This window comes from Acetobacter musti (genome assembly GCF_011516835.1).
GTDB lineage: Bacteria > Pseudomonadota > Alphaproteobacteria > Acetobacterales > Acetobacteraceae > Acetobacter > Acetobacter musti.
This window is the reverse complement of sequence record NZ_WOTB01000027.1, coordinates 20,653-46,313: the sequence shown is the minus strand read 5'-3', so window position 1 is coordinate 46,313 and position 25,661 is coordinate 20,653. Positions and strand designations below refer to the sequence as shown.

The window sequence follows — 25,661 nt, the reverse complement described above, 5'->3', positions numbered from 1 at the left end:
GCAGCACACGGCGCTCAGAATCGAGCACATTGAGGAAATTCGTCATCCCGTGACGATACTGCTCCGACGCCAGTACATAAGATCGACGGTTGGTGCCCACCTGCGCAGACAATTCTTCCCGCCGGGCCTGATCCTTCGAATACACCGTCAGTGCATCATCAACGTCCTTCCACGCAGATAATACCGTCTTGCGGTAGGCAATCGCGGCGTCTTTCTGCGCCGCCTTTTTCAGCTCAAGCTGCCCCGACAGACGCCCCCCCTGAAAAATCGGGAGCGTAATAGATGGCCCGACATTCCAGGCCCGCGCGTTCCAGAATCCCATGTCGCGGAACGACAGGGACTGAAAGCCAAAACTCGCGTCGATCGTGACCTTGGGATAGAAATCCGCCTCAGCCTGCCCCACTTCAGCCGTCGCCGCATGAAGCTGGGCGTCCGCAGCACGAATATCGGGGCGCCGCCGCGCAAGATCCGATGGAATCCCGACAGGAACGCGGGGTGGAACCGGAGGAATGGCAGCCGTCGATGACAGTTCGGCAGTCAGGGTGCCTGGCGGCGACCCCATCAGCAGGCTGATCGCATTGATCTGCAAAGTAACCTGCTGTTCCAGCTGCGGAATATCCGCCGATATGGCCTCGACCTGCGAACGGGCAGTCTGCTCGTCAAGCTCGCTGACAAGACCAGCCTGATATCGCGCCGTGCTCAGCGCCAGCATTTTCTCCGCATCGTCCCGGTTGGCGCGCATCACTCGAAGACGCTCCTGCAGACCCCGGAGCATCATATAATCGCTCGCCAGATCCGCCTCACGCGCAATCAGCAGTGAACGCCGCTGCTCGCCGCTTTCATCAAGATAGGCCTGTGCCGCCTCATACTGACGACGCACCCGCCCCCACAGATCGACCTCCCAGGTCGCATCGAGCCCATCCCGCCAGCGATCAAGCAACGGAATACTCGCATTGCTGGCCGACTGATTCAGCAGTTCCCCGACACCGCCTCCCGTACTTTCACCGATACGGGATACGATCCGCTGAAGCGTCTTCGTGCTGTACTGGTTACGGGCATAGGACCCGTTGGCGCTGAGGCCGGGAAACCGCTCAGCGCCGGCAAGGACAAGCTGCGCCCGACTCTGGGCCAGTTGCTCGGCAGCCCGCTGGACATCCAGATTCTGCGAGGCGAGCCGCTGTTCAAGTGACGAAAGCTCTGCATCGTGGAACACATTCCACCACTCAGCATCAGGCGCGTCAGGCACTGTGATGCTGGCGGTTTTCTGATCAGCCGTCAGAGTGGACCGCCATCGTGGCGGCGTCCATGTCTGCGGTTTCTGGTAATTCGGTCCCACGGCGCAGCCCGAAAGAAGCATGGCAAGCCCGGTCAGAACCCACTTAGACTTTACTGTTCTCACCTTCCGCCTCTCACAATCGACGTCCCTGCCATGCTTCCTCTCCGGTACCGCTGTCACCGCCGGGCGGATGACAGAATGGAAAATCCATCCTGTCTGCCATTCCTCTCCGTATCTGACATGGGCAGTTTCCGGAGGTATTCTGATCCGTCCTTGACGCTGACCGAACCGATCGGTCAGCATGCAAACCTATCGGCTTTCGTCCGGTCGTCAATCTCGGAACGAAGTCAGACACAGAGGATGGTATGAAACCCAAAGGCTCCGGAAACGGGGACGCGAAAAATAATCTGACCTGTCCCCTGACTTCGGACAGGGACGACACAGCTGCATCTGCGGACGATATGACCGCCAAGTGCCAGCAGATTCTGACGGGTGCGGGTGAGATTTTCGCTGAGTTCGGCTATGAGGGAGCAAGCATGTCCCTCATAGCCAGGCGCGCGGGCGTCTCCAAAGGCACGCTGTATAATTATTTCGATGGCAAAGCTGCACTCTTTGCTGCGTTTGTCAGGCGGAAAGCATGTCAGGAACTTCCTCATGCCTTCCGTTCCGTCCGCGAAGATCTGCCTCCCCGTGAAACACTGATTGATGTCGGCCGTGCGATCATTGCTCTGATGACGTCTCCGACAGCGCTGATGCTGTACAGGATTGTTGTCTCTGAAGCCGCGCATTTCCCTCTGCTCGCGCAGACATTCTGGGAAAACGGACCGGCAGTGGCAATCGGGACGCTGGCAAAATGGCTGACTGAGCAGAGTTCCAGAGGTCAGCTCAGAACAGATGACCCGGTCTTTGCCGCCGAACAGTTTTTTGCGCTCTGTCAGACGCGCATTGCAATGCGCCGGCGCCTTCAGTTGCCGGTCGATATGTCGGAAGCCGAAATTGAGCACATCGCCACAAGTGCTGTGGACATGTTTCTGGGCCTGTATCGGGCACCCTGACTGCGAAACTGTTCATGTCTGCCCGGTCATGTGATCGAACATGCCCCGGAGATTATGCATAACCGGGACGGAAACAGCGCCTGGCACATCCCGGAGATTGCCGCAGAGATGTCTGCTCTGTAGAGTCTGATCTCTCGTCGTATGTGACGATATTCCCTGCCATACAGACTGCGATGGTGATCACAGCGCTTCAGGCGGGAACCTCACAACATCAGAATACGGTTTTCACTATGCCGCAGCTGTCGGATAATCCTGCCCTTCCGGTTAATCTGAAATCGCTCTGGACTCAGATGGTTATCGAGTCCCAGGTCTGTTGCGATCCGCTGGTAATGGGCCTGCTGGCGACCGGTATCAGCAATCATGACAACTTCGCCATGGCGCTGGCGGCCATGATCGGGCGAAAGCTGGGCGACCACTTCGTGAGCCGGGAAGATCTGACCGGCCTTGTTCTGGAGTGTTATGACGCCTTGCCGGAAACGGTATGTGCAGGCGCGGCGGATCTCCGGGCGATCCGGGAGCGCGATCCGGCATGTCCTGACTATGTTACACCGTTTCTGTTCTTCAAAGGATTTCACGCGATACAGTGTTACCGGGTTGCGAGCTGGCTCTGGCATTGCAACCGCCGTCATCTGGCACTGCATCTTCAAAGTCGGGCATCCGAACTGTTTGCTGTCGATATCCACCCGGCGGCTGTGCTTGGGCGTCGGATTCTGTTCGATCATGGCACGGGAATCGTCGTCGGCGAGACTTCCGTCATTGAGGATGACGTTTCCCTGCTGCAGGGAGTGACACTGGGTGGAACCGGCAAGCACGCGGGGGACCGGCACCCGAAAATCCGGCGTGGGGTTCTGATTGGCGCGGGCGCCAAGGTTCTGGGTAATATTGAAGTTGGCGAGGGAGCCAAGGTTGGCGCGGGATCGATCGTTCTGGAAGCCGTACCGCCTTATACGACGGTGGTAGGAAATCCTGCTAAACGCGTCGGAACACGCCTTCTGGAGCTGCCGTCTCTGACGATGGATCAGACGCTTCCCCCGATTGATTACATGATCTGACTTTCCGGCGACTGAACCCGGTTACGAAAAGAAACAGCTTTCCCATACGCGGAGCGCCTGAAGCATTGCAGCATAATCATGTACACGCAGCACTGTTCCAGGCAGGCACAGACCAGGCAGTGAACTTGCAACGGTGCCGGGATCACGCTGCGACGCCTGGCTGACGCCGGTCAGCGTGCCGATGAAGCGTTTACGGGAGGTTCCCAGAACAAGCCGGCAGCCAAGATTTGCGAAAATCGGGAGACGACGCAGCAACTCGCAGTTTTGCTTCACATCCTTCGCGAAGCCGATTCCGGGATCAATCATGATCCTGTCTTTAGAAATGCCTGCACGTAAGGCACTCTCAATACGAACAGCGAGTTCCCGAACGACATCAGCCGCGACATCTCTGTAGGAAGTAAGGTCGTTCATTGTCTCCGGGGTACCGCGCATATGCATCAGAATCATCGGACACGACCTCTCCGCGAGAAGAGGGAGCGCGTCAGGGTCATATGTCAGCGCGGAGACGTCGTTGATCAGAGCAGCTCCGGCATCCAGCGCTGCTTCCATTGTTCTGGCGTTTCGGGTGTCAACCGAGATGGAAACACCCTGCCCGCATATTTCGGCGAGCACAGGAGCCAGCCGCCGCCATTCCTCCTCCGGCGTGACAACTTCCGCCATAGGACGGGTACTTTCGGCGCCCAGGTCAATGATACCGGCTCCGGCTGCCATCATGTTCCGGGCGCACCGGACCGCGTGCTCAGCGTCAGTATAATTTCCGCCATCACTGAAACTGTCCGGAGTGACGTTCAGTATTCCCATCACCATGGGGTCTGGTTCGAGACCGGCTGCCGGCGGCAGATGTGTGACGACGGCCAGTTCCTCGTGCCAGGAGGCCGGGATGCGGTCGACAGGTATGGGGGCTGTCGTCGTTTCACCTTCAATCAGTGTTGCGATCGTGAAGGCGCATTTTCCGCCAGCGAGCGGCAGAGCAATGCCTTCACGGATCGCGTCACCGGCGTCACTCCCATACAGCAGTCCTGCAGGCTCGATCAGTCTCGGACTGTTCATCATTTACTCTGTTCCCCGAGGCCGCAAAAAAAGGCGTTTGTATACTTTGCAAATATTTAGGTGTGGAGGCTTCTCGGGGCTTTGCCCCGAACCCCACAAAGGGACACAGTCCCTTTGATCCCGGTTTGTTAAAACAAATAACCGTCGTACCAGGCAGGGCAGAACCCGGTTCCGCCTCCCGGTTACAAAATATCGAAACACCATAAAAAAGGCGGGAGCATAACTGCTCCCGCCTGTTCCGGATTATCAGCCCTCAGCCGGGCTGTGCGGACGCGCCCTCCAGCGGGGGAACCGGTCGGCCGCCGGGCTTTCCGATCACCGGGGGAACAGATGAGCGGCGGTTCTCCGGCATGGCATCGTCAACCTCAACGCGCTCAATCGGCTCACCACGCAGAACCTGACGAATCTCTTCACCACTGAGCGTTTCATACTCAAGCAACGCTTCGGCCAGACGATGCAGTTCGTCAATATGGTCGATCAGCAATGTACGCGCACGGACATAGGCGGCATCAATGAGCTTTTTGACCTCGGCATCAATTTCACGGGCTGTTTCTTCCGAGACATTCTTGCTCTGTGTGACAGAGTGACCAAGGAAAACCTCCTGACCGTTATCACCATAAGCGATCATTCCGAGCTTCTCGCTCATGCCCCACTCGGTAACCATGCGGCGGGCCTGATCGGTCGCCATCTTGATGTCACCTGAAGCACCGGTACAGACATTCTCCGATCCGAAGATAATTTCTTCAGCCGCACGGCCGCCCATAGCGAGATCAAGTTCCGCCAGGCATTTGAATTTACTCTTCGAATAGCGGTCACCTTCCGGCAGACTCATCACCATACCCAGCGCACGGCCGCGCGGGATGATGGTCGCTTTATGGACCGGGTCCGTTCCTGGTGTCAGAATGGAAACGAGAGCGTGGCCGCCTTCATGATAGGCGGTCATCTTCTTTTCATCCTCACTCATGACCAGTGAACGCCGCTCCGTGCCCATCAGCACCTTGTCCTTAGCGTTCTCGAACTCGCTCATGGCGACGGTACGCTTCCCCTGTCGGGCCGCAAGCAGAGCCGCCTCATTGACGAGATTGGCCAGATCCGCACCGGAGAAGCCTGGCGTTCCGCGCGCAATGACTTTTGGATCGACGTCAGACGCGAGCGGCACCTTGCGCATATGGACGCGCAGGATCTGTTCACGGCCATTGACGTCCGGATTGGGCACCACGACCTGCCGGTCGAAGCGGCCCGGGCGCAACAAGGCCGGATCAAGAACGTCCGGACGGTTCGTGGCGGCGATCAGAATCACACCTTCATTGCTCTCGAAACCATCCATTTCGACAAGCATCTGGTTGAGTGTCTGCTCACGCTCGTCGTTGCCGCCGCCGAGACCTGCACCTCTGTGGCGGCCGACCGCATCGATCTCGTCGATAAAGATAATGCAGGGGGCAGCTTTCTTACCCTGCTCAAACATGTCGCGGACACGGGAAGCGCCGACACCAACGAACATCTCGACGAAATCCGAACCGGAGATCGTGAAAAACGGCACATTTGCTTCACCGGCAATGGCACGCGCCAGGAGCGTTTTACCAGTGCCAGGAGGGCCAACCAGCAGGACGCCTTTCGGAATTTTACCACCGAGACGGGTAAATTTCTGCGGGTCCTTCAGAAATTCGACAATTTCCTCAAGCTCAGCCTTGGCTTCGTCGATACCGGCCACATCGGCGAATGTGACCCTGCCCTGCTTCTCGGTCAGCATCCGGGCCCGGGATTTACCGAAGCCCATGGCCCGGCCCCCTCCGGATGGCATCTGACGCATCATGAAGAACCACAGACCGATCAGAACCAGGAACGGCGACCAGTTCAGCAGGTAACGGAGGAAAGGATTTCCCTCAGCCTCAAGCGGCTTGGCGATCACCTCCACACCCTTATCGGTGAGACGCGACACAAGCCGCGGGTCATCAGGCGCATAGGTTTCAAACGCAGTACCGTCGGTCAGTTTGCCGGCGACATTGTGTTCCTGGATGGTGACGGAACGGACACGACCCTGATCAACATCCGCGACGAAATCCGAATAGGGCAACTGCTCGGTCGCATGCTGGACGCTGCCTGGCTGAAACATATTGAACAGCAGGAGGAGGAGCACGATGACACAGACCCAGAGGGCCAGATTGCGTCCAAAATTGTTAATCACAGCATCTGTTCCAAGCTATTCCTGCCTTATGTTCGCTCAAACGGCGCTGGGCCATGAGACCGGTTTCGGGCGGCGATTGCAATCCTGAGTCATCAGATGGGGCTTCCATCCTGCTATGAAAGGCATCTGTTACCTAAATATACGTTCATTCGCGTTCGCCACGAAAGTGTGCTCCGGTTATGGCGGAGAAAACGACGACCACATTGCGCAGGTGGTCGCGGCGACAGGAGGAGTGAACCGGAAGGCGGCGCTTTGCAGCGCATCCTCCTCGCAGAGGCCAAGATGTGGAACACAGACGCGCCGCTGTCCACGCCACAGGGCGGGGAGCGTGGCGGTAAGAGAGGCCGGCAGCCCATCGCGAATCTCGCGTTTCATTCCCCGGCCTGCGGCACCGATTGTGAGGCCGTTCAGATCACCGTCATACTGAAGCGTGAAACGCCGGTCCCATGTTGCGCCGGCTCTGGCCGGGATTGCTCCTTCCATCGCTGTATATTCCCGGAACAGAATCCATTGCTCTGACTGACCCGGGGTTAAGCGAGCCCGCAGAAGGCGCACTCCGGCAAGAGTGCCTGCTTTGTTCCGAGCTCTGAGAGCGGAGACAGAGCGTGCGGAGGGAGGATAATCTTTCGCTCCTATACAGCGGATCAGTGCGGACAGCGCTTCGCAGCCAGGCAGCGTTTCACCACAGACAGCCCAGCCCATGGACGAAAAGCTGATATTATTCGCAAGCTCAGAAGCGATCCGGATTTCACGGGCATGTCTTACTTCGCCGGTCTCAGCGCTCAGCAATAACAGATCGCGACGTTGCCGCCCCGTGAGACTTTTTCTGACACGAACACGTTCCGCCCGCTCGTTTTCATTGGACGGGTCATCGCACCATGAAATCCCGGCCTGACGGAGTGTCGTTCTGAGAGCGGCGCGAGACACGTTGAGTAGAGGCCGGACGAGCCGCAGATCCGCCATTTCCGTGGTCCAGGCCATTCCGGCAAGACCGTCCCCCTCCCCTCTGGCTTTCCGCATAGCAACGGTTTCTGCCTGGTCATCTGCCTGATGACCCAGCAGTAGATTCACTGCCCCTGCGTGCCGACAGGCTTCGGTCAGAGCGACATACCGGGCATGGCGGGCACGCTCCGCAATTCCGGAGCCGGGTCTTAATGTGTCAAGGGTCAGAAGATGACCCTCAATCCCGATCTCGCACAGGGTCCGAAGTGCTGCGACAGCTTCAGCGCGCGATTCCGTGCGCAGACCGTGATCAACGACGAAGGCTACGAGATTATGACGCCATTGGCGGGAAAGCCAGGCGAGCGCCAGGGAATCTCCTCCGCCGGACACAGCCAGCGCGACTGGTCCGGCAGCCGGAATGTCGGGACTCCAGGGACCGAGCCGGTCCATCACCGCATTGAAGCGGGTCGGGGTGACGGCCTCATCTTCATGCCTGAGTGGACCTGGAGTCATCGAAGCCTGAACTAAAACGGGAAGACTGATCGTCTGACCGGCTGTGCGATATTAAGAACAACCGCCCCGTTTACTATAAACAGAAGCCGCCTTCGCCACCCGCTCAGATGGTGAAGGGAATTCGGCGTGCAGTTTGTCCAGCGCCTGACAGGCTGCTTTCTTCTTATCGAGAGCAAGCAGAGAAGCACTCACACCAAGCAGTGCTTCCGGAGCCCGTGTGCTTTTCGGTGCCTGCTTGTACGCATCATAATAAGCTGTCGCCGCCTGCCCGTACTGCTTCTGTCCGGCGAGTGACTGCCCCAGCAGGAACTGTGCGTCTACTTTCTGTGTACCTTTCGCGTGAGCGACCGCAGCCTCGGCATTTTGCTGAGCGGTGGTATAGTCCCGATGCATCAGGGCAGTATTGCCGGCCTTCAGATAACTTTCGGGCGTCTGAGTCGTACCGGACGATGCGGTGTCGGTATGAGGTGCCGCAGTCGTTTCCTTTGCGGGCAACGGGGCAGCGGCTCCGCCACCGCTTTTCCCGTTCTGCATCGCAAACTGCATATCGCCCATCTGTTTGGACAACGCTGCGCTCTGTTCTTTGAGCTGATTGGTCAGTTCGTCGATCTGACCGTGCATTTCCCGATTTTGCTCTTCAAGGTTGTTTACCCGGTCAAGCAGCTGGGCCGTAAGATCACCGCCTGTTCCGGCATTCGGACTGCCCGCAGCAACAGGGGCAGGAAGCGATCCTCCGCCACCCGTTCCGGATCCGGACTGAAGCTGACTCAGCTGCTGTTTCAGTTCCATGATCTGGTCCTGGAGAGCGATACCTTCCCGGCTACTGACCTGGGCGTGAGCCGCCAGCGGACAAGACAGGGCAAGGACAGTTGCGCACGTCAGATTCAGACGATGCCTCCTGAAAAGGTTTTGCTGGAAATATCCTGTCAGTGCGAGCATCGCGCGGCTCATAGTTCCGGTTCCCTGCCGTTATTTTCTGCTGCGGTTCCGACGGCTCGGACTCTCGCCGGTCGCTGAATGGAAATCTGTCCCGGCCGGTTCAGGCGGCCATATTGCTGACTTAAACTGGCCCGATGGCAAAATTCCGGCTGATCACATACCGAAATTCAGGCAACAGGACAAAAAAAGCCGGACAGACGCGTTGCGCATCTGTCCGGCCTCCCAGATAACCGGACGAGATCTGTCCGGAGAAAAATTTACTGAACCGACGTGATAGCGTTACGGTTCTGGCTCCAGACATCTTCGCCCTCACCGGTCGCTGTCGGACGATCCTTACCGTAAGAGATTGTCGTCATGCGTGAACCGGCCGCACCCTTCGCGACGAGATAATCATGAGCGGCATTTGCACGGCGCTGGCCGAGGGCGAGGTTGTATTCCTCGGTGCCGCGGTCATCGCAGTTACCGGCGATCTGGACGGTCACCTGCGGATACTTCGCAAGCCAGTCAGCCTGCTTGTCGAGTGTTGCTTTCGCATCGCTCGTCAGACCGCTCTGATTAAGATCGAAGAAGACGCGATCGCCGACATTGGCAACCAGGTCGGCTTCGCTTCCCGGCACCGGGCCGCTGGGCTGAACGGCCGCGCCCGTACCCGTGGCAGCGCCAGTATTGGCGTGATCGTTCGCACAGCCAGCCAGAAGGGCTGCCACAGCGAGGGTACCGATAAGTTTCAGTCTCATTTGCTTTGATCCTGGGATCAGTTCCACAACCGGAACATAATAGGGATTAAGACACAGGAACACGCTGGATTTCTCCAGCAATCTCATCTGGGAAGCCGCGTACGCGAAACAATTCGCGCATGCGACATCCACTACCGAAGACTACCTTTGCCTAAGCCATACCCCGAAGCCCTGGTCAAGCGTGTTCTGGTGCAGATACGCGCTTTTATCAGCTCACTATTGCAGGAATGGAACATCTTGTCTGAGCAGCGTGCTGCTCAGACGTCTTTACTTTCAGACATTCAGAGGCGACCAGGTGGGGCTGGACGCTCCTTCAGGTGTTGAGATGGCCTGTTCATGGAATCCGGTAATATCGATAGTGTGAATACCTGCGCTGCCATTTTCGCCGCCTGTTCTTCTGCAGAATGCGAGAACCCGACCGTTTGGACAGAATGTCGGCGATTCGACAGTGTAACCCTGCGTCATAATCCGTTCACCGGTGCCATCCGGGTTCATGACGCCGAGCGAGAACTGTCCTCCGGCGATGCGGGTAAATCCGATCAGATCACCGCGTGGCGACCATACCGAGTCGCCATAATTCCCGCTGCCATAAGACAGACGACGGACACCGCCGCCGGACGCGCTCATGATATACAAAGCCGGCGAACCACCCCGGTCCGAGTTGAATACGATCTGAGACCCGTCCGGACTGAAGCTGGGGCTCACATTGATGGCCCCCCCGGATGACGTCAGCTGGCGTTTCGCACCGGAAGCAATGTTCACGGAGTACAGCTCCGATCCGCTGCCGCGTGCGACCGGAACGATGATTGTGCTGCCATCAGGACTGTAATGGGGGCCGAGCGGCACACCGCTGAAGTCCCCGAGAATATGCTGGCGGCCGCTGGCAAGATCAAAAATGTAGATACGCGGAACGGTCGTTCCGTAGGACAGGAACGCGATCTGGTCCCGCACGGGATTAAAGGCTGGCAGCTTGGTCTGGCTGCTGCTCAGCACACGATAATTAGCGCCATCCTGATCCATAACGGCCAGGCGCATCCGCGGCGAATGGACAGAACCGGAGCGGGAGATAAAGCCGATCCGTGTATCGAAATATCCTTTCTCACCCAGCATGCGTTGATAGATGACGTCACCGATAATATGAGCAATACGCCGCCAGTTCGCTGAGCTGGTCGTGTAAGCCGTTCCCTGAATCTGCTGGGCCGTCAGAACATCCCAGAGCCGGAATTCCACCCGCACGGTGCCGGAACCGGAGGCGGTCCCGGTTACAGCTGCGCGGGCTCCCATCGCCTTATAGGGCGCGAAGTCGGGTGTCCCGGAATTCGTTGCGGCGGGAATGACTTTAAACAGACCGGTATTCGAAAGGTCGGCCGTCAGAACACTGGTGATCTGTTCACCGATACCAGGCCCGAATGACGGAATAATGATCGGGATCGGGGCCGTACGGGCCTGGTCGACCGTAATTTCCGCTGCCGGCGCATCGGCAGCCCGCGCTCCGAGCGGCATAACGGTCAGGCCACCGGCGAGTCCTGCGCCGAGCAGCGCACCGCCACCGAGCAGCGAACGGCGTCCCATTCCCTCCGGACCGAAAGTGCGGGTCAGCGCCTCGGCCTGACGATCGGAAATATAGCTGTCGCGAGTCGAACCCATGGTCATTTAGTCCTCTCTTTTCTGTTTCCGGATTTTATGGCCGGAAGACGAATTTCAGCTGATGCGTCTGGCCCAGCAGATTCTTCGGAATTGGCAGTTTCGAACAGGTCGGGCTGAGCACAGCGGCCCGCGCACGCTCCGCAAGAGCGCGATAGGACGGGTCTGCAGCCATTTTCGCCTGTGTTTCCGGAGCAAAAGCGACGATGCGGGCCTCACCTGTCGCATCGACTGTCACGATCAGATGGGCGGAGAACGTCGCGTAGTCCTTTGCCGCCGTGTCCTCGGTGTAACAACGACGGACCTCGCCGCCGATGGCACGCTGATCGCCGGCACTCATCTTGCCGGTGACATCGCCATCCGGCGTTCCGCCACCATCAGGCGCCCCTCCCTGGCGCGGGTTGGCACTGGCCTTTGGTGCGTGAGTCTGTTTCGTATCGGAACGGAACGAATCAAGCGTCTCCAGCAGAGAGTGGGTATCCGGCTCCGTTTTCTTCGCCTTGTTCGGCTGCGTGATATGCGATGGCAGCGCTACGTCAGGCAGCGCGTCCGTCGGCTGCGTCTGCGGCGAAGGCGGCGCGACGGCATGCGATTTCTGCGGCGGGGCCGGAGGTGTCGGCGGCGCTTTGATGGCATCCGGAGACGGCGCTTCCACCTTTGGCGGAATCGGGGTGTCAGGCAGCGGTGGCGCCTCTGTCTGCGGTGGTGGAGGCACTGGCGGCGGCGGTGGTGGCGGCGGAGGTGTCTCCTCTTCTGGCGCAGGCTTCAGCGGCGCGGGCGCCGGAGGTGCCTCCACCTTTTCGGGTGCCGGTGCCGGGGCGGGCTTCGACGACGGTGTCGAGGACTTCGCCGGAGGGCCGTTATCGCTCGACGCGCCCTCGAACTCCATCTGGATCGGAGGGGGTTCGGGAGGTTCCGGCGGTTTCGGCAGAGGCGGAATAACGACCAGAAACGCCATCAGCACGAGGAAGTGCAGCGCGCCGGAAGCCGCGAGCGAACGTCTCATCAGGACGGTGTCGGAACGGCGGGGCCGAACCATGGAGTTTCTCCGCTCCGCGCTCAGACCGGGCCGCCAGCCGTCTCGCAACGGCAAGCGGACCGGTATGCAGACAGAAGTGACCTTACGACCAGGAGCATGAAACGAGTCCTACTGCCCTGCTGCAGGCTGCTGCGCGAGAAGAGCAACATGCGTGAATCCGCCTGCGGTGATCTGTCCCATGACCTGCATGACCTTGCCATAATCGATATGGGCATCGGCACGAACGAAGATGCGATGGGCCGGGTCATTATCAGCAGCGGCTTTCAGCTGCTCGACGAGTTCATCCGGCGAGACCGGGTTATCGCCCAGATAGAGCGAACCATCGGATTTGATCGAGACCGTAATCGGTTTTGTATCCGTATTAACGGGTTTGGCATCTGTCTTTGGCAGGTCAACATTGACGCCGCTGGTCATCATCGGGGAGGTGACCATAAAAATGATCAGCAGCACCAGCATGACGTCGACAAGCGGCGTGACATTGATATCCGACATCGGACGCCTGCGACGGCGTGAACCGCCTCTTCCCCCTCCTCCGACAGACATGCCCATGGATCAGGCCCTCTCTTCGGACTGGCGGGAGAGAATCGCTGCAAACTCCGTGCCGAAGCCGTCGAGCCGATCCTGAAAACGCGCCAGCGAATTATTGAGTACGTTATAGGCGATCACGGCGGGAATGGCTGTTGCAAGGCCGATCGCCGTGGCGAAGAGCGCTTCGGAAATACCAGGAGCGACAACGCTCAGATTGGTATTATGCATCGCCGCGATGGAGCTGAATGAGTGCATGATGCCCCAGACCGTGCCGAAGAGGCCGATAAACGGCGCGACAGGCCCGACAGTGGCGAGGAAAATCATCCAACGCTCAAGACGGTCCATCTCACGGGTAATGGTAATGTTCATCGCGCGGTCGACCCGCTCCTGAACACCGCCATGCACCAGGTCTATGCCGGGGATGCGGGCGGAACGACGCCATTCACCCATTGCCGCGCCAAAGACGGCCGCCAGCGGATGTGTCGGCTTGGCTCCTTCACTTTCGTAAAGGTCGTCAAGATTACCACCTGACCAGAATTTATCCTCAAACACCGTGGCCTGCCGTTCGATGCGACGCATGGTCACGATCTTGCTGAAAACGATAGCCCATACACCGATGCTGCTGCCGATCAGCCCGATCATCACGAATTTGACGACGATCGACGCCTGCATGAACAGGCCCCACAGCGATAAGTCCCCGGCCGCAGCCACGCCAAGATTTGCTGCGTCTACCGCATGATCCAAAAACGCCTCCTGTCCTTACGGCCCTGCCGTCCTGTCATCGTCACACCGGCCGAACCGGCCCGACTCGGCAGGACATCAGATGATGTCGCGTTCCTTACTGGCTTCCCGCTAAAAGCAGAAGGGACCTTCGATCATCTTCCGGAACCCGCCTGTCGGGCACCCGGCGTTTCATCCGCGAGCCGGGCAAGAAGAGCACGCCAGGGTGGCGGAAATCGGGCAGCCTTTCCGTCGGCGACACGAATACATGCGAGACGGACATCGATATGCACGAACAGGTCCTCTCCATGATAGATTCCCTGATCCAGGCGACAGCTCGCGGCTCCCTGATCGGTGAGACGGGTTTTCACGGTCAGGATGTCGTCAAGACGAAACGGCGCCCGGAAATCGATCGTCGCATTTCTCAGCACGAAGGCCAGCCCGTAATCATGGATGAGATCCGAGGCGGCCATGCCGAGGCTGCGGATCGCCTCGGTCCGGGCGCGTTCGGCAAACGCAAAATAGCGGGCGTGATAAACGACGCCTCCCGCATCCGTATCCTCATAATAAACGCGAAAGTCGATGCTGTGCGTCGTCAAGAGCTTAGCCTCCCTGAATCTCGTCATCGGCAAGCAGATCGAACTGGCTCGCCTGCGATGAAGCCGGTGGAACGAGACCAAGATGCCTCCAGCCCCTTTCCCCGAGCACGCGGCCCCGGCTGGTCCGGAGCACAAGGCCTTCCTGAATCAGATAAGGCTCAATGACGTCTTCTATGGTATCTCTTGCCTCGGCAAGAGCCGCGGCAAGGGTTTCGACCCCTACCGGACCGCCATTGTGGAATTCGGCGATACGCCTCAGATAGCGGCGGTCCATCGAGTCCAGCCCGAGGCTGTCGACTTCGAGACGCGTGAGCGCGGCGTCAGCAAGCCCGGCCCCGACGGCCTCGCCGCCTCCGTTTCCCACGGAAGCGAAATCCCTTACACGGCGCAGCAGCCGGCCGGCGATGCGGGGCGTTCCGCGTGAACGACGGGCGATTTCAAAGGCTCCCTCATCGGTGAGGGCGAAACCGAGTTTCCGGGCGCCGCGCGATACGATCAGTTTCAGCTCTTCCGGCGTATAGAACACCAGCCGGAGCGGGATGCCGAAACGATCCCGGAGCGGCGTTGCCAGCAGACCGGCCCGCGTCGTGGCCGCGACGAGGGTAAATGGCGCCAGATCGATCCGCACGGAGCGGGCGGCCGGCCCTTCCCCGATGATAAGATCGAGCTGGAAATCCTCCATTGCGGGATAGAGGATTTCTTCGATCGCAGGCTGAAGACGATGAATCTCGTCTATAAACAGAACATCGCGCGGCTGCAGATTGGTCAGAATCGCGGCGAGATCCCCGGCACGCTGAATCACCGGGCCGGATGTGGCGCGGAAACCGACGCCCAGTTCACGGGCAACGATCTGAGCCAGAGTTGTTTTTCCGAGCCCTGGCGGCCCGTGCAGAAGGACGTGATCGAGCGCTTCGGCGCGGGCGCGGGCCGCCTCGATAAAAATCGCGAGATTTTCGCGGCTCGTTTTCTGACCTGTGAAATCTGCAAGGGTTTGTGGGCGAAGTGCCCCTTCCCCGAGATCTTCCTCGTTGCGGACAGGATCCATTGTCCGCTCTGCTTCGGGACGGTCGCTCATCGGGCCAGTTCTTTCAGAGCATCACGAATGACCGTATCAAGCATGACCCCCTCCCCCGCTCCCGCGATGATTCTGGCGACGACGGGCCAGGCTTCCGCACGGCGAAATCCGAGACCGGCAAGAGCGAGCAGAGCATCGCCTTCGATGGTGGCCGGCTGCTGTGACTGAGCGATGATCGAGGCGGTTGCCACCCCGGAGCCACCGCCGGGCATTTTCGGAGCTTTATCCCGGAGTTCCGTTAGCAGACGTTCGGCGAGACGCCCGCCGACGCCCGGCGCCCGGGTGAGGCTGGCTTTATCCGCACTGCTGATTGCGGCGATCAGTTCAGAAGGGGACATCGTGGAAAGCAGGCCCAGAGCGACTCTGGCGCCAACACCCTGGATTCCGGTGAGCAGACGGAACCAGTCCCGTTCCGCACTGTCAGAAAAGCCGTAGAGCAGGATCGCGTCTTCACGCACAATCGTTTCAACGAGCACGCGTGCGAGTTCGGGCGGAGCCGGCAGGGCGGAAAGCGTCCGGGTGGAGGCGAAAACCAGATACCCGACACCATTGACGTCGATGACACAGCGATCGGCTTCGACCTGCGCGAGGCGACCGGCAAGCGAGGCGATCATCCGGCGGCTTCCGGGGTCGGCCGGGAACGCGCCGGGCCAGACCGGCGACCTGGGCGCGTGCCGGCCGGACGGCTTTGGGCCGCAGCCTGTCCGGCGGCGATGCGCAGTGCGCTTGCACGATGATGTGCATGACAGATCACGACAGCAAGCGCGTCCGAGGCGTCTGCACGGCGGATGGTGGCACTGGGCAGCAGGCGACGGACCATCATTTCGACCTGTTCCTTTGTAGCGGCCCCTGTGCCGACAACGGCGCGTTTGACAGCCATTGCACCATATTCCGAAACTGAGAGCCCTTCCAGGGCCGGAGCCAGCAGAGCGACACCGCGGGCGTAGCCGAGCTTCAGGGTCGAGGAGCCGTTACGATTGACGTAAGTTTCCTCGACGGCAGCTTCCTCCGGCTTATACGTCTGAATGAGTGCGGTCAGCGCATCATAAAGGGCACAAAGACGGGCTGGCACGGGATCTTCCCCATCGGTTGCAATTACACCGTCGGCAACGTGGATCAGATGGTTTCCCTCCACGTCGATAATCCCCCAGCCGGTGAAGCGGAGGCCGGGGTCAATACCGATGAGGCGTGTGCGTGACGTCATGTCCGTGTCTTAACGACCGTTTTGCACGGAGACCAGAGCTGTTCATGATTTGTGCTACTGATCTCCGTATGGTGTGCCACAGCTTCCGACGACGCATAAGGTTGCGAAGCCGGGCAGGGCATGGCAGCGACAGGCCGGAGAAGTTCGGATACGGAGCAGCGTTACACGGGTGCAGAAAGGTCTGACGATGGCGCGGGTCAGATGCGTGATGATGCAGAAAGATGAGAATCTGCTGCTCGATTCGTGGTTTCGCTATTACGGCTATCTGTTCGGTTTCGAAAATCTTGTTGTCCTGGACAACGGCTCCACAGAGCCATCAGTCGTCGAGACACTCCGGACCTATGAGCGTGCCGGGGCTGATATCCGACGCGGATATAATCGTATCGAAGATTTCCACGCCAAAGGAACTCACGTCCGGGACGTTATCGCGGAATGGGAGTCCGGCGCCGGTTATGATTTTGCCCTTCCTGTCGACTGTGATGAATTTTTCGCCACTTACACCGCCGATGGTCTCTCCTGCTCCCGGGCAACCATTCATGCGAAGCTGGATGCGCTCATCGGAGTCACTCAGGCTCTCCGCTTCAATGCCAGCCTGCTGAATGTCCCGGGCCGCCCGGGATGCTTTCAGCCCCATCATTATCAGAAGACCTTTCTGGCCGCCGGAACCGGCATCCGGCAGATCGATCGCGGGTTTCATGCGATCACCTCCCGCGCCGGGGAGGGATGGGTGGATACGGATTTCACTTTTCTCCATATGCATCATAAGCCGTTTGCCGACCTTCTGCGTCATGCCCGTGACAAACTGATGCTGTCTGTTCCGCTCGATAATCCTGATGCGCTACGCGCCCATAAAGGGCTGGGCAGCCACCTGACCGCTTATTTCTTTATGACAGAACAGGAATACCTTGATCGTTTTGCCAGCGGCGTCTTCCTGCGTGTCCCCGGATTCGTAAATCACATGCGGGCGCTGGGAATCGTGGACGCGTATCTGGGAACGCTGCAATCACTCGAGCCATCAGAACCGCGGGATGCTGTCGAGATTGTCGGTGTCAAAGCGGGAGAATTTGAGCACGTCGTGCCATTTGACGGACAGGCTTATCTTCGGTTCAGCCCTGACGTGGCGGCGGCGCATCTTGCTCCGCTCCGTCACTATGTCGAACATGGAATGGCAGAAGGTCGCCGCTTTACAGAGTTTACGTTGCCCGGAATGCAATAAAATCGTGGCGATGAAGTTGCGAAAAAGGCTGGTCCGGGGCATGCGCATCCACCGTATCCCGAATGACCGGAATTGATTTTTATGCGGGAAGCACATCTGCGCTCAATGCAGCACAACAGATTTTCAGTACCGTTGCATGGTCCCAGTATCTCCGTATGGCAAAAATATAACATCGTACAGATACAAAGAAACACATTGGTTACATATAAATACATATCTGATGTTGCGTAACATATTCGCCCTTGTTGATGCCCTCAGTTCAGTACCGTTATACCCGGACGTGTCTTAGAACGCGTGTGTCACACGTCGGCAGGGAAATTTTTATGCAGCTGTCACTTTCGGATATTCAAAGCGTCGTTGCATCAGATCGGAAGGTCAGTTTCTCACGCGTTCTGCCAAGGTTGTTTGGCGTCAGACTGCTTGGCGACATGCATGAACGATGTTCCGAGCTGGGTATTCCGCTGCCTCAGGGACAAAAGCGCATGGCGCGGCATGAAATGATCCGCGAAGCTGGCGTACTCTTTATCCACGTTCCGAAGAATGCGGGCACGGCAGTGTGCCGTACCCTGTATGGTCAGGAACTGGAGCACCGCAGCATCCGTTATTTTCGGCGCAGTGTCTCTTCGCTGTCGGGTATACCCAGCGTCGCGATTATCCGGGACCCGGTGGATCGTTTCATTTCGGCGTACCGCCATGCAAAAGGCGGTGGGGGACGACACCGTGACCTCGCGGAGACATTTGCCGCCCGGTATATGGCTTTCAGATCTCTCGATGACGCGCTCGATCATGTTGAACGCGCGACCGACTGGTATGATGTGGACCATATTTTCCGGCCGCAGAGCTGGTATGTCACCGATGGCCGGGGCAAAGTTATCGTCGACAGACTGTTTCACATCACTGAGCTTCAGGCGCTGTCACGCCACCTGTTTCCATCCGGAAGGTCTGACATTCCACGCCTGAACGATTCAGTCACACCTTTTCTGGTGCCGACGCGGCGCCAGACTGAACGCATTCAGGCGCTGTATAGCCGGGATTACGAAATTCAGAAGCAGGTTCTGACGGCAGGCTGAAGCGTTTCGCAGGCGGCGTCCACTGACTGAGTTGCAATGAGTCCCGATCGTGTTGTGTTTATTGATCTGAAAAATCTCACGCTAACACACGCTGAGTCTCGCCATAATCCCTGTTCAGAGAAGTGCATCGGTGTTCTGTTCCACGACGAAAACCAGGTTTGTCTGATTATGTAAGCCCCGCGCTTCATTACCGGCACATGTTGCCGCGCCTGAAACCCGCTTTTAACATCATCCCAATAAGCAGTGTCTGCCGGACTGTCCTTTACGGGACGTCAGAACGGGATGGGAAAAATTTTCGATGGCGCGGGTAAAGTGCGTGATGATGCAGCGGAACGAAACGCTGCTGCTCGACGCCTGGTTCCGACATTACGGTAATCTGTTTGGCTTTGAAAATCTCGTCGTTTTCGACAACGGTTCATCTGACCCGACGGTCAGGGAGATTCTCGCCGCGAACGAACGGCTCGGGGCTACCATCTTCCGGGATTTTACACGTGGAGTCGATTTTCACTGCAAAGGTGAATATGTCGCGCGGGTGATCCGTCACTGGGACGAGACGGAGGATTATGACTTCGCTCTTCCTCTTGACTGTGACGAATTCATTTCGGTCTACACCGAAAGCGGGCTCGACTGCTCGCGTGAAGCTATCCATGCACATTTTGATGAACTGGCGGGAGAACAGCGTGTTCTGAAGCTGGATTATTGCCTGATGAATGTGCCGGGACATCCCGGATGTTTTACCTCCCGTCTGTTTCCGAAGCGTTTTCTGGCCAGTGGCACCGTCGATTATATCGACCACGGATTTCATGCCCTCACCTCGGGAAAACAACCAGGAGAACGGGAGACCCGCTTCACATATCTGCATATGCACAATAAGCCTTTCAAAAACCTCATTGAACATGCCCGGCAGAAACTGAAACCATTCGTTGATGTTGATGATCCTGTTGCGTTACGCACATTTTCAGGATGTGGCATCCATCTCGTCGATTATCTTTTCATGACTGAACAGGATTATTTTGCCCGCTATGAACAGGGTTCGTTTCTGCGCCTGCCTGGTGTCGCCAACCATTTCCGGGACCTAGGCGTACGAGATGCATTTTTCGGTGCGGACAGACAGATGGAACCTGCTGAACCGCCGGACGGAGCCGGTGTGCTGGAACTTGCGGCCGGGCTTCCGAAAAAACTGACATTATTTGATGCGCAGATGTACCTTCTCCTGAACCCGGATGTAGCGGCAGCTGGTCTGCCCGCATTACAGCATTTTGCTACATTCGGATTAGCAGAAGGCCGGCGAATAACAGACCTCCCATCAGATGAAGCACGGAGACAGGCGGAAGAAACTTACAGGACATTTTGTACGGCCTGAATCCCGCTGCCATCCGATCTGTCTGAGGCAGCGGATTTACGGAGGGTCCGAGATGATTGCAATCCGACCTGAACGGCTTCTTCCTGCATCTCGCTGTGATCTGGCGATTCACAAAAACGCAGAAAGCAGGCTTACTGCGCAGGAAATGCCTGTTTTCCGCTGTGCCAGACAGAGACGATCTGATCGACGGCAGTGATGTCATCTGTCGGATCGGCTTTCAGGATAACAAGATCGGCACGTTTACCAGGCGCAATCGTACCCCGATCGGTAAGATGCATAAGGGAAGCCGCCTGTTCTGTAGCAAGATGCAGGGCTTCGAGCGGCGTCAGTCCGGCTCCCGTAATCAGTCGCAATTCACGGTGCTCGGCAAAACCGGGAATGCGGAGTGGCGTGGCGCCAGAATCGGTCCCGAAGCCGACATTAATGCCGGAATGAATAAGAAAAACGAGATTTTTCTGGTTCATGGCGACGGCTTTGCGGGCTGCGTCGGCCAGCGGATCGGCCAGTGTTTTCTGACGCCAGGCAGGATCAGCGAATTCCATTCGAAGAGCCGGATTCAATGCCGGGGCCAGTTCAGGATCATTCAGAAGATCTGGTTCCTGAGCAAACAGATAAACCGATTCATCCAGGCTGATCGTAGGAATGTACCACGTGCCAGCACTTTTCATGGCGCTGATGAGTGCCTTGTCAACCGGCTTGTCGCGAACACCGTGCGCGAGGATATCGGCGTGTTCTCCAACAAGTTCTTTTGCATAATAGAGATCGTGAATATGTGCTGCAACACGCAGGTTTTTTTCATGTGAACGGGTAATGACTGCTTCCGTAATTTCCGGCTTCATGACGGGAAGTCCGGTTTTTCCTGGAACGCCGTTTTTGAAATTATCGACCCATATTTTAACCAGATCGGTGCCTTCAGAAGCCATTTTATCAACGTCAGCGCGGGCTTCTTCGGGAGTGGCTGGGCGCAGAACCTGTGAATCACCAACATGCATCATGCCAACAGGCGGCGCGCCGTCGGGCACACCGATCCCCTGATCGACGCCAAACAGGTCGGCACCGGGATTGAGGCCGGCGTGCTGTTCACGACGAAGATCGTCAAACAGGGGAGATTTTGTCACACCCAGCGCGACAACAGTCGTAACACCGTAACGCTCGAACTGACGAAGCTGCGCCAGAATATTGTCACGGGTGAAATTATCACTCCCGGAAGTCGTGCCGGAGACAAGCCCGACATGACTATGATCGGAAATCAGTCCCGGGATCATGGTCTCTCCGGCGAGATTCATAATTTTCGCACCCGGAACTGAAGGTGCCTGGGCTGCGGGTGTGACGGCCGTGATTTTACCATCCTGCACAAGCACAGCCATGTCTGTACGGGCGGGGGCGCCGGTACCATCTATAATGCGTACATGTTCAAACAGGATCGGCGTTTCGCTGGCGCAGGCGGGAGCGATCACACCCAGGGTCAGAGCGCTCATACCGAGAAGCAGTAATTTTTTCATCGCGGTCACATTTCCTGCTGCAGGTGTGTCATTGCATTATGTCTGAACGCATCAGCGTGACGCCCGGATATACTGCTGTCCAGCCATTCCCGATGACTTCGTGGCAAGAGTCCCTGGGAAGGAAGAGCCTTCCGGTCTCATGATCATGCTTCCGGACCCGTTCAGATCTGAGAAAGCAGGATGTATTTTCTGACTGACAGACAGTTTCACTGTCGGAGAAATCTGCGACGGATGTGTTTGCGCAATCAGAAAGCCGTAAAATCAGTCGGGCGCAGAAACTGGCTGCCTGAAGCACTGTGAGTCAGGTGACTTCTGTCTGTTTTCACATTTTTGCGCCTGTCTGACGGACTTGTGATCGTATTTTATAACCGACGCGGATGATCAGCAGAATGCTTCCGGACAGAACATAAAGCAGTGCCTCCGGATGCCACGTTTTGAACGCCATAAGGAAATGCGCTGATGCTGCGACCAGCGCCACATAGACGATACGGTGAAGGCGTCTCCAGTTTCGTCCCAGTTTGCGGATTAAAAACTGGCTGGAAGTGGCGGCCAGCGGGATCAGACAGAGAAAAGCGATCATCCCGAAAACCAGGAACGGCCGCCTCGTCAGATCGCGCCAGAGAATGGCAAAATCGAACTGTAGGTCCAGCGCGATATAGGTTGCGACATGCATGAGGGCGTAGACGAAGGCCAGAAGTCCCAGCGTACGGCGATACCTGATGAGACTGTAACCAGTCACAAGACGCAGCGGAGTTATCGCCAGCGACGCCAGCAGGAAACGAAAGGCCCATAACCCAAGAAGGTGTTCGAAACTGCGAACCGGATCCGGGCCAAGTTCGTTATCTGCACCAAGCCAGAATGACCGGAATGCCGGGACAAGGCCTGCGATCCAGAGCGTCAGGATGATAACCCCCGGGGGGGTCCATCTTATACTGGAAGCCATCTCAGAAGCACCAGGAGATCATTCGGATGAGTCCGCGCTAAAAAAAGGTTTTCAGATCCATCCCGGCGTAAAGGTGGGCAACCTGATCGCCATACCCGTTAAACAGACGCGTCGGTTGTCTCCTTTCACCGAAGAACCCTCCACTTCCGATGACCCGTTCACTGGCCTGGCTCCAGCGCGGATGATCAACATCAGGGTTCACGTTGGCATAAAAACCATATTCTTGCGGCGCAAGCTGATTCCATGATGTTGGCGGCATAGTTTCCATGAGTGTCATTGTCGTTATCGATTTGATCCCCTTAAAACCGTATTTCCACGGCACGACGAGACGCAGAGGAGCGCCATTCTGGGAGGGAAGCGTCTCACCGTAGAGGCCAACGGCAAGTAACGTGAGGGGATTCATGGCTTCGTCAAGCCGCAGGCCTTCCACGTAAGGCCAGCTGATACTTCCGTAACCGCTCCGCTGACCAGGCAATTCATCGGGCCGCAGAACCGATGTGAACGCGACGAATTTCGCTGAGCCAAGAGGCTCAGCCTGACGGAGAATGTCTGCAAGCGGAATCCCGTCCCATGGAATCACCATGGACCAGGCTTCCACACATCGCATGCGGTAGATCCGGCTTTCGGGCTGATGTGTGGCGATGAGCTGATCGATATCGATAATCACCGGTTTCGCGACAGCGCCCTGAATACGCAGTGTCCAGGGGCGGGAATGAAACGACCCGGATAATCTCGCCGGATCGGACTTATCGAGACCAAATTCGTAGAAGTTGTTGTAATGCGTAATATCCGCAAGAGACGTCGGCGTCTCTGCCTTACCGAAACCACCGGGACGCGTCGCCAGACTCGCGGCCTTCACAGTGCCAGTTGCAGCTCCGGCGGAGAGGAAACCGGTCACAGCGAGAACCATGCGACGTCTCAGATAATATTCTTTTGGAGTAATTTCGCTCGGTCTGGGTTCGGAAAATGAACGGGAGATCACGATGTCTCTCCTGATAAATGGAAGCGGTGTCCAGGCAGAGAGAAATCTTACAAAATTCCCCGTCTGCCGGTTTCCGCGGGGTTTGGGCCAGGGCCAGATCTGGACCATGCCGGCTTTTACGCTGTGAGGTTACGGCTGAGCATGCAAGAGAAAACCACGCAGGCGAAAAAGCCGTTTCCGGACTCAGCAATATGACCGGAATATCATCGACGACCCGACGCGGCTGAAATCCTTATGATACGGGATGCGTATCACCCAGCTTACGGGGAAAAGCAACCGGACTGAACACTGTCAGGAGGATGCCGATCAACGCAATACTGACCGACGCGAGGCAGAGTACGCTGAAGCCAAGCGTTATAAGCAGATGACCGCCAATAGCGGACCCAAAGAGAATTCCGATATTACTGCTGGAATTGATGGCGGCGCCGGCGACATCCGCACTGGTTGCGCGGGCACGAATCGCACCGGCCATGACAAACGGGATTACGGCCGCATAACCGGCGCACCAGAGGCCCACTGCCGCAACCGACATCCATCCGGAAAGCATGTGATCGTAGACGAGGCTCATGCCTGTCAGCATGGCAATCCCCCCTCCAAACAGCCCCGCGGCCGGGAAACTGTCCACGAGACGACCAGCACCCCATAAACCAGATACGCTGACGGCACCCGTAATAAGCAGTGCAATACTCAGATCACTTTCGGGCAGTCCATGAGCAAGCAGAAGCGGCGCTACATATGTATAGAGAAGATTATGAGCGAAAAAGAAAATGGTATTAACAGAAATAACGATCGCAAAAATACGTGCGGCGTGACGGGATCTCAGGGTTGGCAGACGTGGAGAACCTCCTGCAGGAGCACGGACTCGCGGCAGGAACAGGGCGATAAAGATCGTCAGCATCACGGCAAGGCCAGAAATAACCCAGAGAGCAGTGCGCCATCCCGCAAGTTCGCCGATTGCCGCTGCTCCGGGCACACCCAGGACCGAACCGAGGGACGTTCCCCCATATACGAAAGAAATAGCCCGCCCGGTCATCCGTTCGGGCACGAGATAAGAGGCGTAGGCGGCGGCGATGGACATCAGCACCGCGTGGGATAATCCCCCCAGTGCCCGACCGAGGCACAGAACGGGGAAAGTTGGTGCAACAGCGCATATCAGATTGGAGACAACATATCCTGCAAGACAGAGCAGCATCAGCATTTTTCGGTCCATGCGCGCCGTCACGATTGTAAGTGGAACCGCTCCGAGACCGACCAGCAGGGCGTAAGCGCTGACGGCGAGACCAGCGTGGCCTTCTTCGATATGAAACGCCTGCGACATGTCAATCAGAAGTCCAACCGGCGCAACTTCCGTCGTGACAGCAATGAATGTCGAGGCAAACAGAGCGCAAAGACCCGCGATGGCCTGACCGGGCAGAGTTTTAAAAAGCATCGATTTCCTGACAGAAGCGGCGAACCGGCTATGCCGGATATGATCGGCTTTTTGCACATTCTGAGACAGAACGGAAAGCGCCGTAATAAATTTGCGTCATAAAAAATCTGTCACCCGACCGGTTTGGCTCCGTCATTCCGCAAGGAATCGCAATCTGCTTTGATTGTTACAATATATTAATTCAAATCCAGAAAGATAAATTTATTTATACTTGGTTAAATTATAAAACTACCTAAAATAAACCGGTATTTCAAAAACATAGCACTTTTATTTAATTATTAGAAAAAATTATATCTTTATAAGAAATAAAAAGCATTTACAATATTATTGGAAACTTAATATTATACTTGTGATTAATTCGAAAATACTTTCCTCACACACCAGAAGTGCTTTACCTACTCAGTTTCATTTTAGGAGAATCTCACCGGTCGAATTTATACTGGGCCAGAATGATCTGCCTGCACCTTGCAAGGTCAAAGACTGCCAGCGTCCTGCCTGTCGGGATCAGGGCATCGCACCAGCGCCACCAGTTCCGTAAAATCCGGAAATATGGTGGCGCGGATTGATCTCACGTGTCTGACATGCCGTCAGTACCAGA

23 protein-coding genes are annotated in these 25,661 nt (G+C 57.2%); 5 read left to right on the top strand and 18 right to left on the bottom strand.

What is annotated here, in order from left to right; all coding sequences use genetic code 11:
• Positions 1-1,357 (bottom strand): efflux transporter outer membrane subunit (locus GOB93_RS16285; protein WP_173584558.1); only part of this gene is annotated, 1,357 nt, incomplete at its 3' end.
• A gap of 380 nt (positions 1,358-1,737) precedes the next feature.
• Here GOB93_RS16285 and GOB93_RS16280 point away from each other — a divergent pair.
• Together GOB93_RS16280 and cysE are read left to right on the top strand one after the other, a co-directional pair.
• Positions 1,738-2,331: a TetR/AcrR family transcriptional regulator gene (locus GOB93_RS16280; RefSeq protein WP_173584551.1), complete on the top strand. Its 594-nt coding sequence runs from the start codon at positions 1,738-1,740 to the stop codon at positions 2,329-2,331.
• Positions 2,332-2,621: 290 nt separating this feature from the next.
• Positions 2,622-3,383, top strand: coding sequence for a serine O-acetyltransferase (gene cysE, locus GOB93_RS16275; RefSeq protein ID WP_408742412.1), 762 nt, complete (start codon positions 2,622-2,624; stop codon positions 3,381-3,383).
• A 21-nt stretch (positions 3,384-3,404) separates the two neighbouring features.
• Here cysE and folP read toward each other — a convergent pair whose 3' ends face one another.
• The 13 genes from folP to ruvC form a co-directional block, all read right to left on the bottom strand.
• Positions 3,405-4,436, bottom strand: a complete 1,032-nt coding sequence (gene folP, locus GOB93_RS16270; RefSeq protein WP_338422403.1) for a dihydropteroate synthase — start codon at positions 4,434-4,436, stop codon at positions 3,405-3,407.
• A gap of 250 nt (positions 4,437-4,686) precedes the next feature.
• Positions 4,687-6,615, bottom strand: a complete 1,929-nt coding sequence (ftsH, locus tag GOB93_RS16265) for an ATP-dependent zinc metalloprotease FtsH (RefSeq protein ID WP_338422404.1) — start codon at positions 6,613-6,615, stop codon at positions 4,687-4,689.
• 180 nt (positions 6,616-6,795) lie between these two features.
• Positions 6,796-8,073: a tRNA lysidine(34) synthetase TilS gene (gene tilS, locus GOB93_RS16260; RefSeq protein WP_173584548.1), complete on the bottom strand. Its 1,278-nt coding sequence runs from the start codon at positions 8,071-8,073 to the stop codon at positions 6,796-6,798.
• 51 nt (positions 8,074-8,124) lie between these two features.
• Positions 8,125-9,012: a hypothetical protein gene (locus GOB93_RS16255; RefSeq protein WP_408742411.1), complete on the bottom strand. Its 888-nt coding sequence runs from the start codon at positions 9,010-9,012 to the stop codon at positions 8,125-8,127.
• A 257-nt stretch (positions 9,013-9,269) separates the two neighbouring features.
• Positions 9,270-9,749, bottom strand: a complete 480-nt coding sequence (gene pal / locus GOB93_RS16250) for a peptidoglycan-associated lipoprotein Pal (protein ID WP_173584547.1) — start codon at positions 9,747-9,749, stop codon at positions 9,270-9,272.
• A gap of 273 nt (positions 9,750-10,022) precedes the next feature.
• Positions 10,023-11,396: a Tol-Pal system protein TolB gene (gene tolB, locus GOB93_RS16245; protein ID WP_408742409.1), complete on the bottom strand. Its 1,374-nt coding sequence runs from the start codon at positions 11,394-11,396 to the stop codon at positions 10,023-10,025.
• Between the two features lie 34 nt (positions 11,397-11,430).
• Complete coding sequence (locus tag GOB93_RS16240; RefSeq protein ID WP_173584545.1) at positions 11,431-12,432, bottom strand: energy transducer TonB; 1,002 nt, start codon at positions 12,430-12,432, stop codon at positions 11,431-11,433.
• A 108-nt stretch (positions 12,433-12,540) separates the two neighbouring features.
• Complete coding sequence (gene tolR / locus GOB93_RS16235) at positions 12,541-12,981, bottom strand: protein TolR (protein WP_173584544.1); 441 nt, start codon at positions 12,979-12,981, stop codon at positions 12,541-12,543.
• Between the two features lie 3 nt (positions 12,982-12,984).
• Positions 12,985-13,704, bottom strand: coding sequence for a protein TolQ (gene tolQ, locus GOB93_RS16230; protein WP_173584543.1), 720 nt, complete (start codon positions 13,702-13,704; stop codon positions 12,985-12,987).
• A gap of 131 nt (positions 13,705-13,835) precedes the next feature.
• The gene (gene ybgC / locus GOB93_RS16225; RefSeq protein WP_242010851.1) at positions 13,836-14,279 is read right to left on the bottom strand and encodes a tol-pal system-associated acyl-CoA thioesterase; all 444 of its coding nucleotides are present in this window, start codon (positions 14,277-14,279) and stop codon (positions 13,836-13,838) included.
• A 4-nt stretch (positions 14,280-14,283) separates the two neighbouring features.
• Positions 14,284-15,354: a Holliday junction branch migration DNA helicase RuvB gene (gene ruvB / locus GOB93_RS16220; protein WP_173584542.1), complete on the bottom strand. Its 1,071-nt coding sequence runs from the start codon at positions 15,352-15,354 to the stop codon at positions 14,284-14,286.
• Positions 15,351-15,968: a Holliday junction branch migration protein RuvA gene (gene ruvA, locus GOB93_RS16215; protein ID WP_173584541.1), complete on the bottom strand. Its 618-nt coding sequence runs from the start codon at positions 15,966-15,968 to the stop codon at positions 15,351-15,353. Before ruvA ends, ruvB begins: the two co-directional genes overlap by 4 nt.
• Positions 15,965-16,558 carry a crossover junction endodeoxyribonuclease RuvC gene (gene ruvC, locus GOB93_RS16210; protein ID WP_173584540.1) on the bottom strand — a complete coding sequence of 198 codons (594 nt, stop codon included), beginning with the start codon at positions 16,556-16,558 and terminating at the stop codon, positions 15,965-15,967. The genes ruvA and ruvC overlap by 4 nt, the downstream gene beginning before the upstream one ends.
• Before the next feature lie 73 nt (positions 16,559-16,631).
• On the opposite strand from ruvC, the gene GOB93_RS16205 reads away from it, so the two are divergent.
• From GOB93_RS16205 to GOB93_RS16195, 3 genes are all read left to right on the top strand, one after another.
• Complete coding sequence (locus GOB93_RS16205; protein WP_338422402.1) at positions 16,632-17,774, top strand: glycosyltransferase family 2 protein; 1,143 nt, start codon at positions 16,632-16,634, stop codon at positions 17,772-17,774.
• Positions 17,775-18,097: 323 nt separating this feature from the next.
• The gene (locus GOB93_RS16200; protein ID WP_242010850.1) at positions 18,098-18,844 is read left to right on the top strand and encodes a sulfotransferase family 2 domain-containing protein; all 747 of its coding nucleotides are present in this window, start codon (positions 18,098-18,100) and stop codon (positions 18,842-18,844) included.
• Positions 18,845-19,142: 298 nt separating this feature from the next.
• Positions 19,143-20,207: a glycosyltransferase family 2 protein gene (locus GOB93_RS16195; protein ID WP_173584539.1), complete on the top strand. Its 1,065-nt coding sequence runs from the start codon at positions 19,143-19,145 to the stop codon at positions 20,205-20,207.
• Positions 20,208-20,338: 131 nt separating this feature from the next.
• Here the strand turns inward: GOB93_RS16195 and GOB93_RS16190 are convergent, their stop codons facing one another.
• The 4 genes from GOB93_RS16190 to GOB93_RS16175 form a co-directional block, all read right to left on the bottom strand.
• The gene (locus GOB93_RS16190; RefSeq protein WP_173584538.1) at positions 20,339-21,709 is read right to left on the bottom strand and encodes an amidohydrolase family protein; all 1,371 of its coding nucleotides are present in this window, start codon (positions 21,707-21,709) and stop codon (positions 20,339-20,341) included.
• A gap of 322 nt (positions 21,710-22,031) precedes the next feature.
• Positions 22,032-22,652 carry a protein-methionine-sulfoxide reductase heme-binding subunit MsrQ gene (gene msrQ, locus GOB93_RS16185; RefSeq protein WP_173584537.1) on the bottom strand — a complete coding sequence of 207 codons (621 nt, stop codon included), beginning with the start codon at positions 22,650-22,652 and terminating at the stop codon, positions 22,032-22,034.
• 37 nt (positions 22,653-22,689) lie between these two features.
• Positions 22,690-23,634, bottom strand: coding sequence for a protein-methionine-sulfoxide reductase catalytic subunit MsrP (gene msrP / locus GOB93_RS16180; protein ID WP_338422401.1), 945 nt, complete (start codon positions 23,632-23,634; stop codon positions 22,690-22,692).
• 232 nt (positions 23,635-23,866) lie between these two features.
• A complete protein-coding gene (locus GOB93_RS16175; protein ID WP_173584535.1) occupies positions 23,867-25,063 on the bottom strand; it encodes an MFS transporter in 1,197 nt (398 codons plus the stop codon).
• Positions 25,064-25,661: the final 598 nt, after the last annotated feature.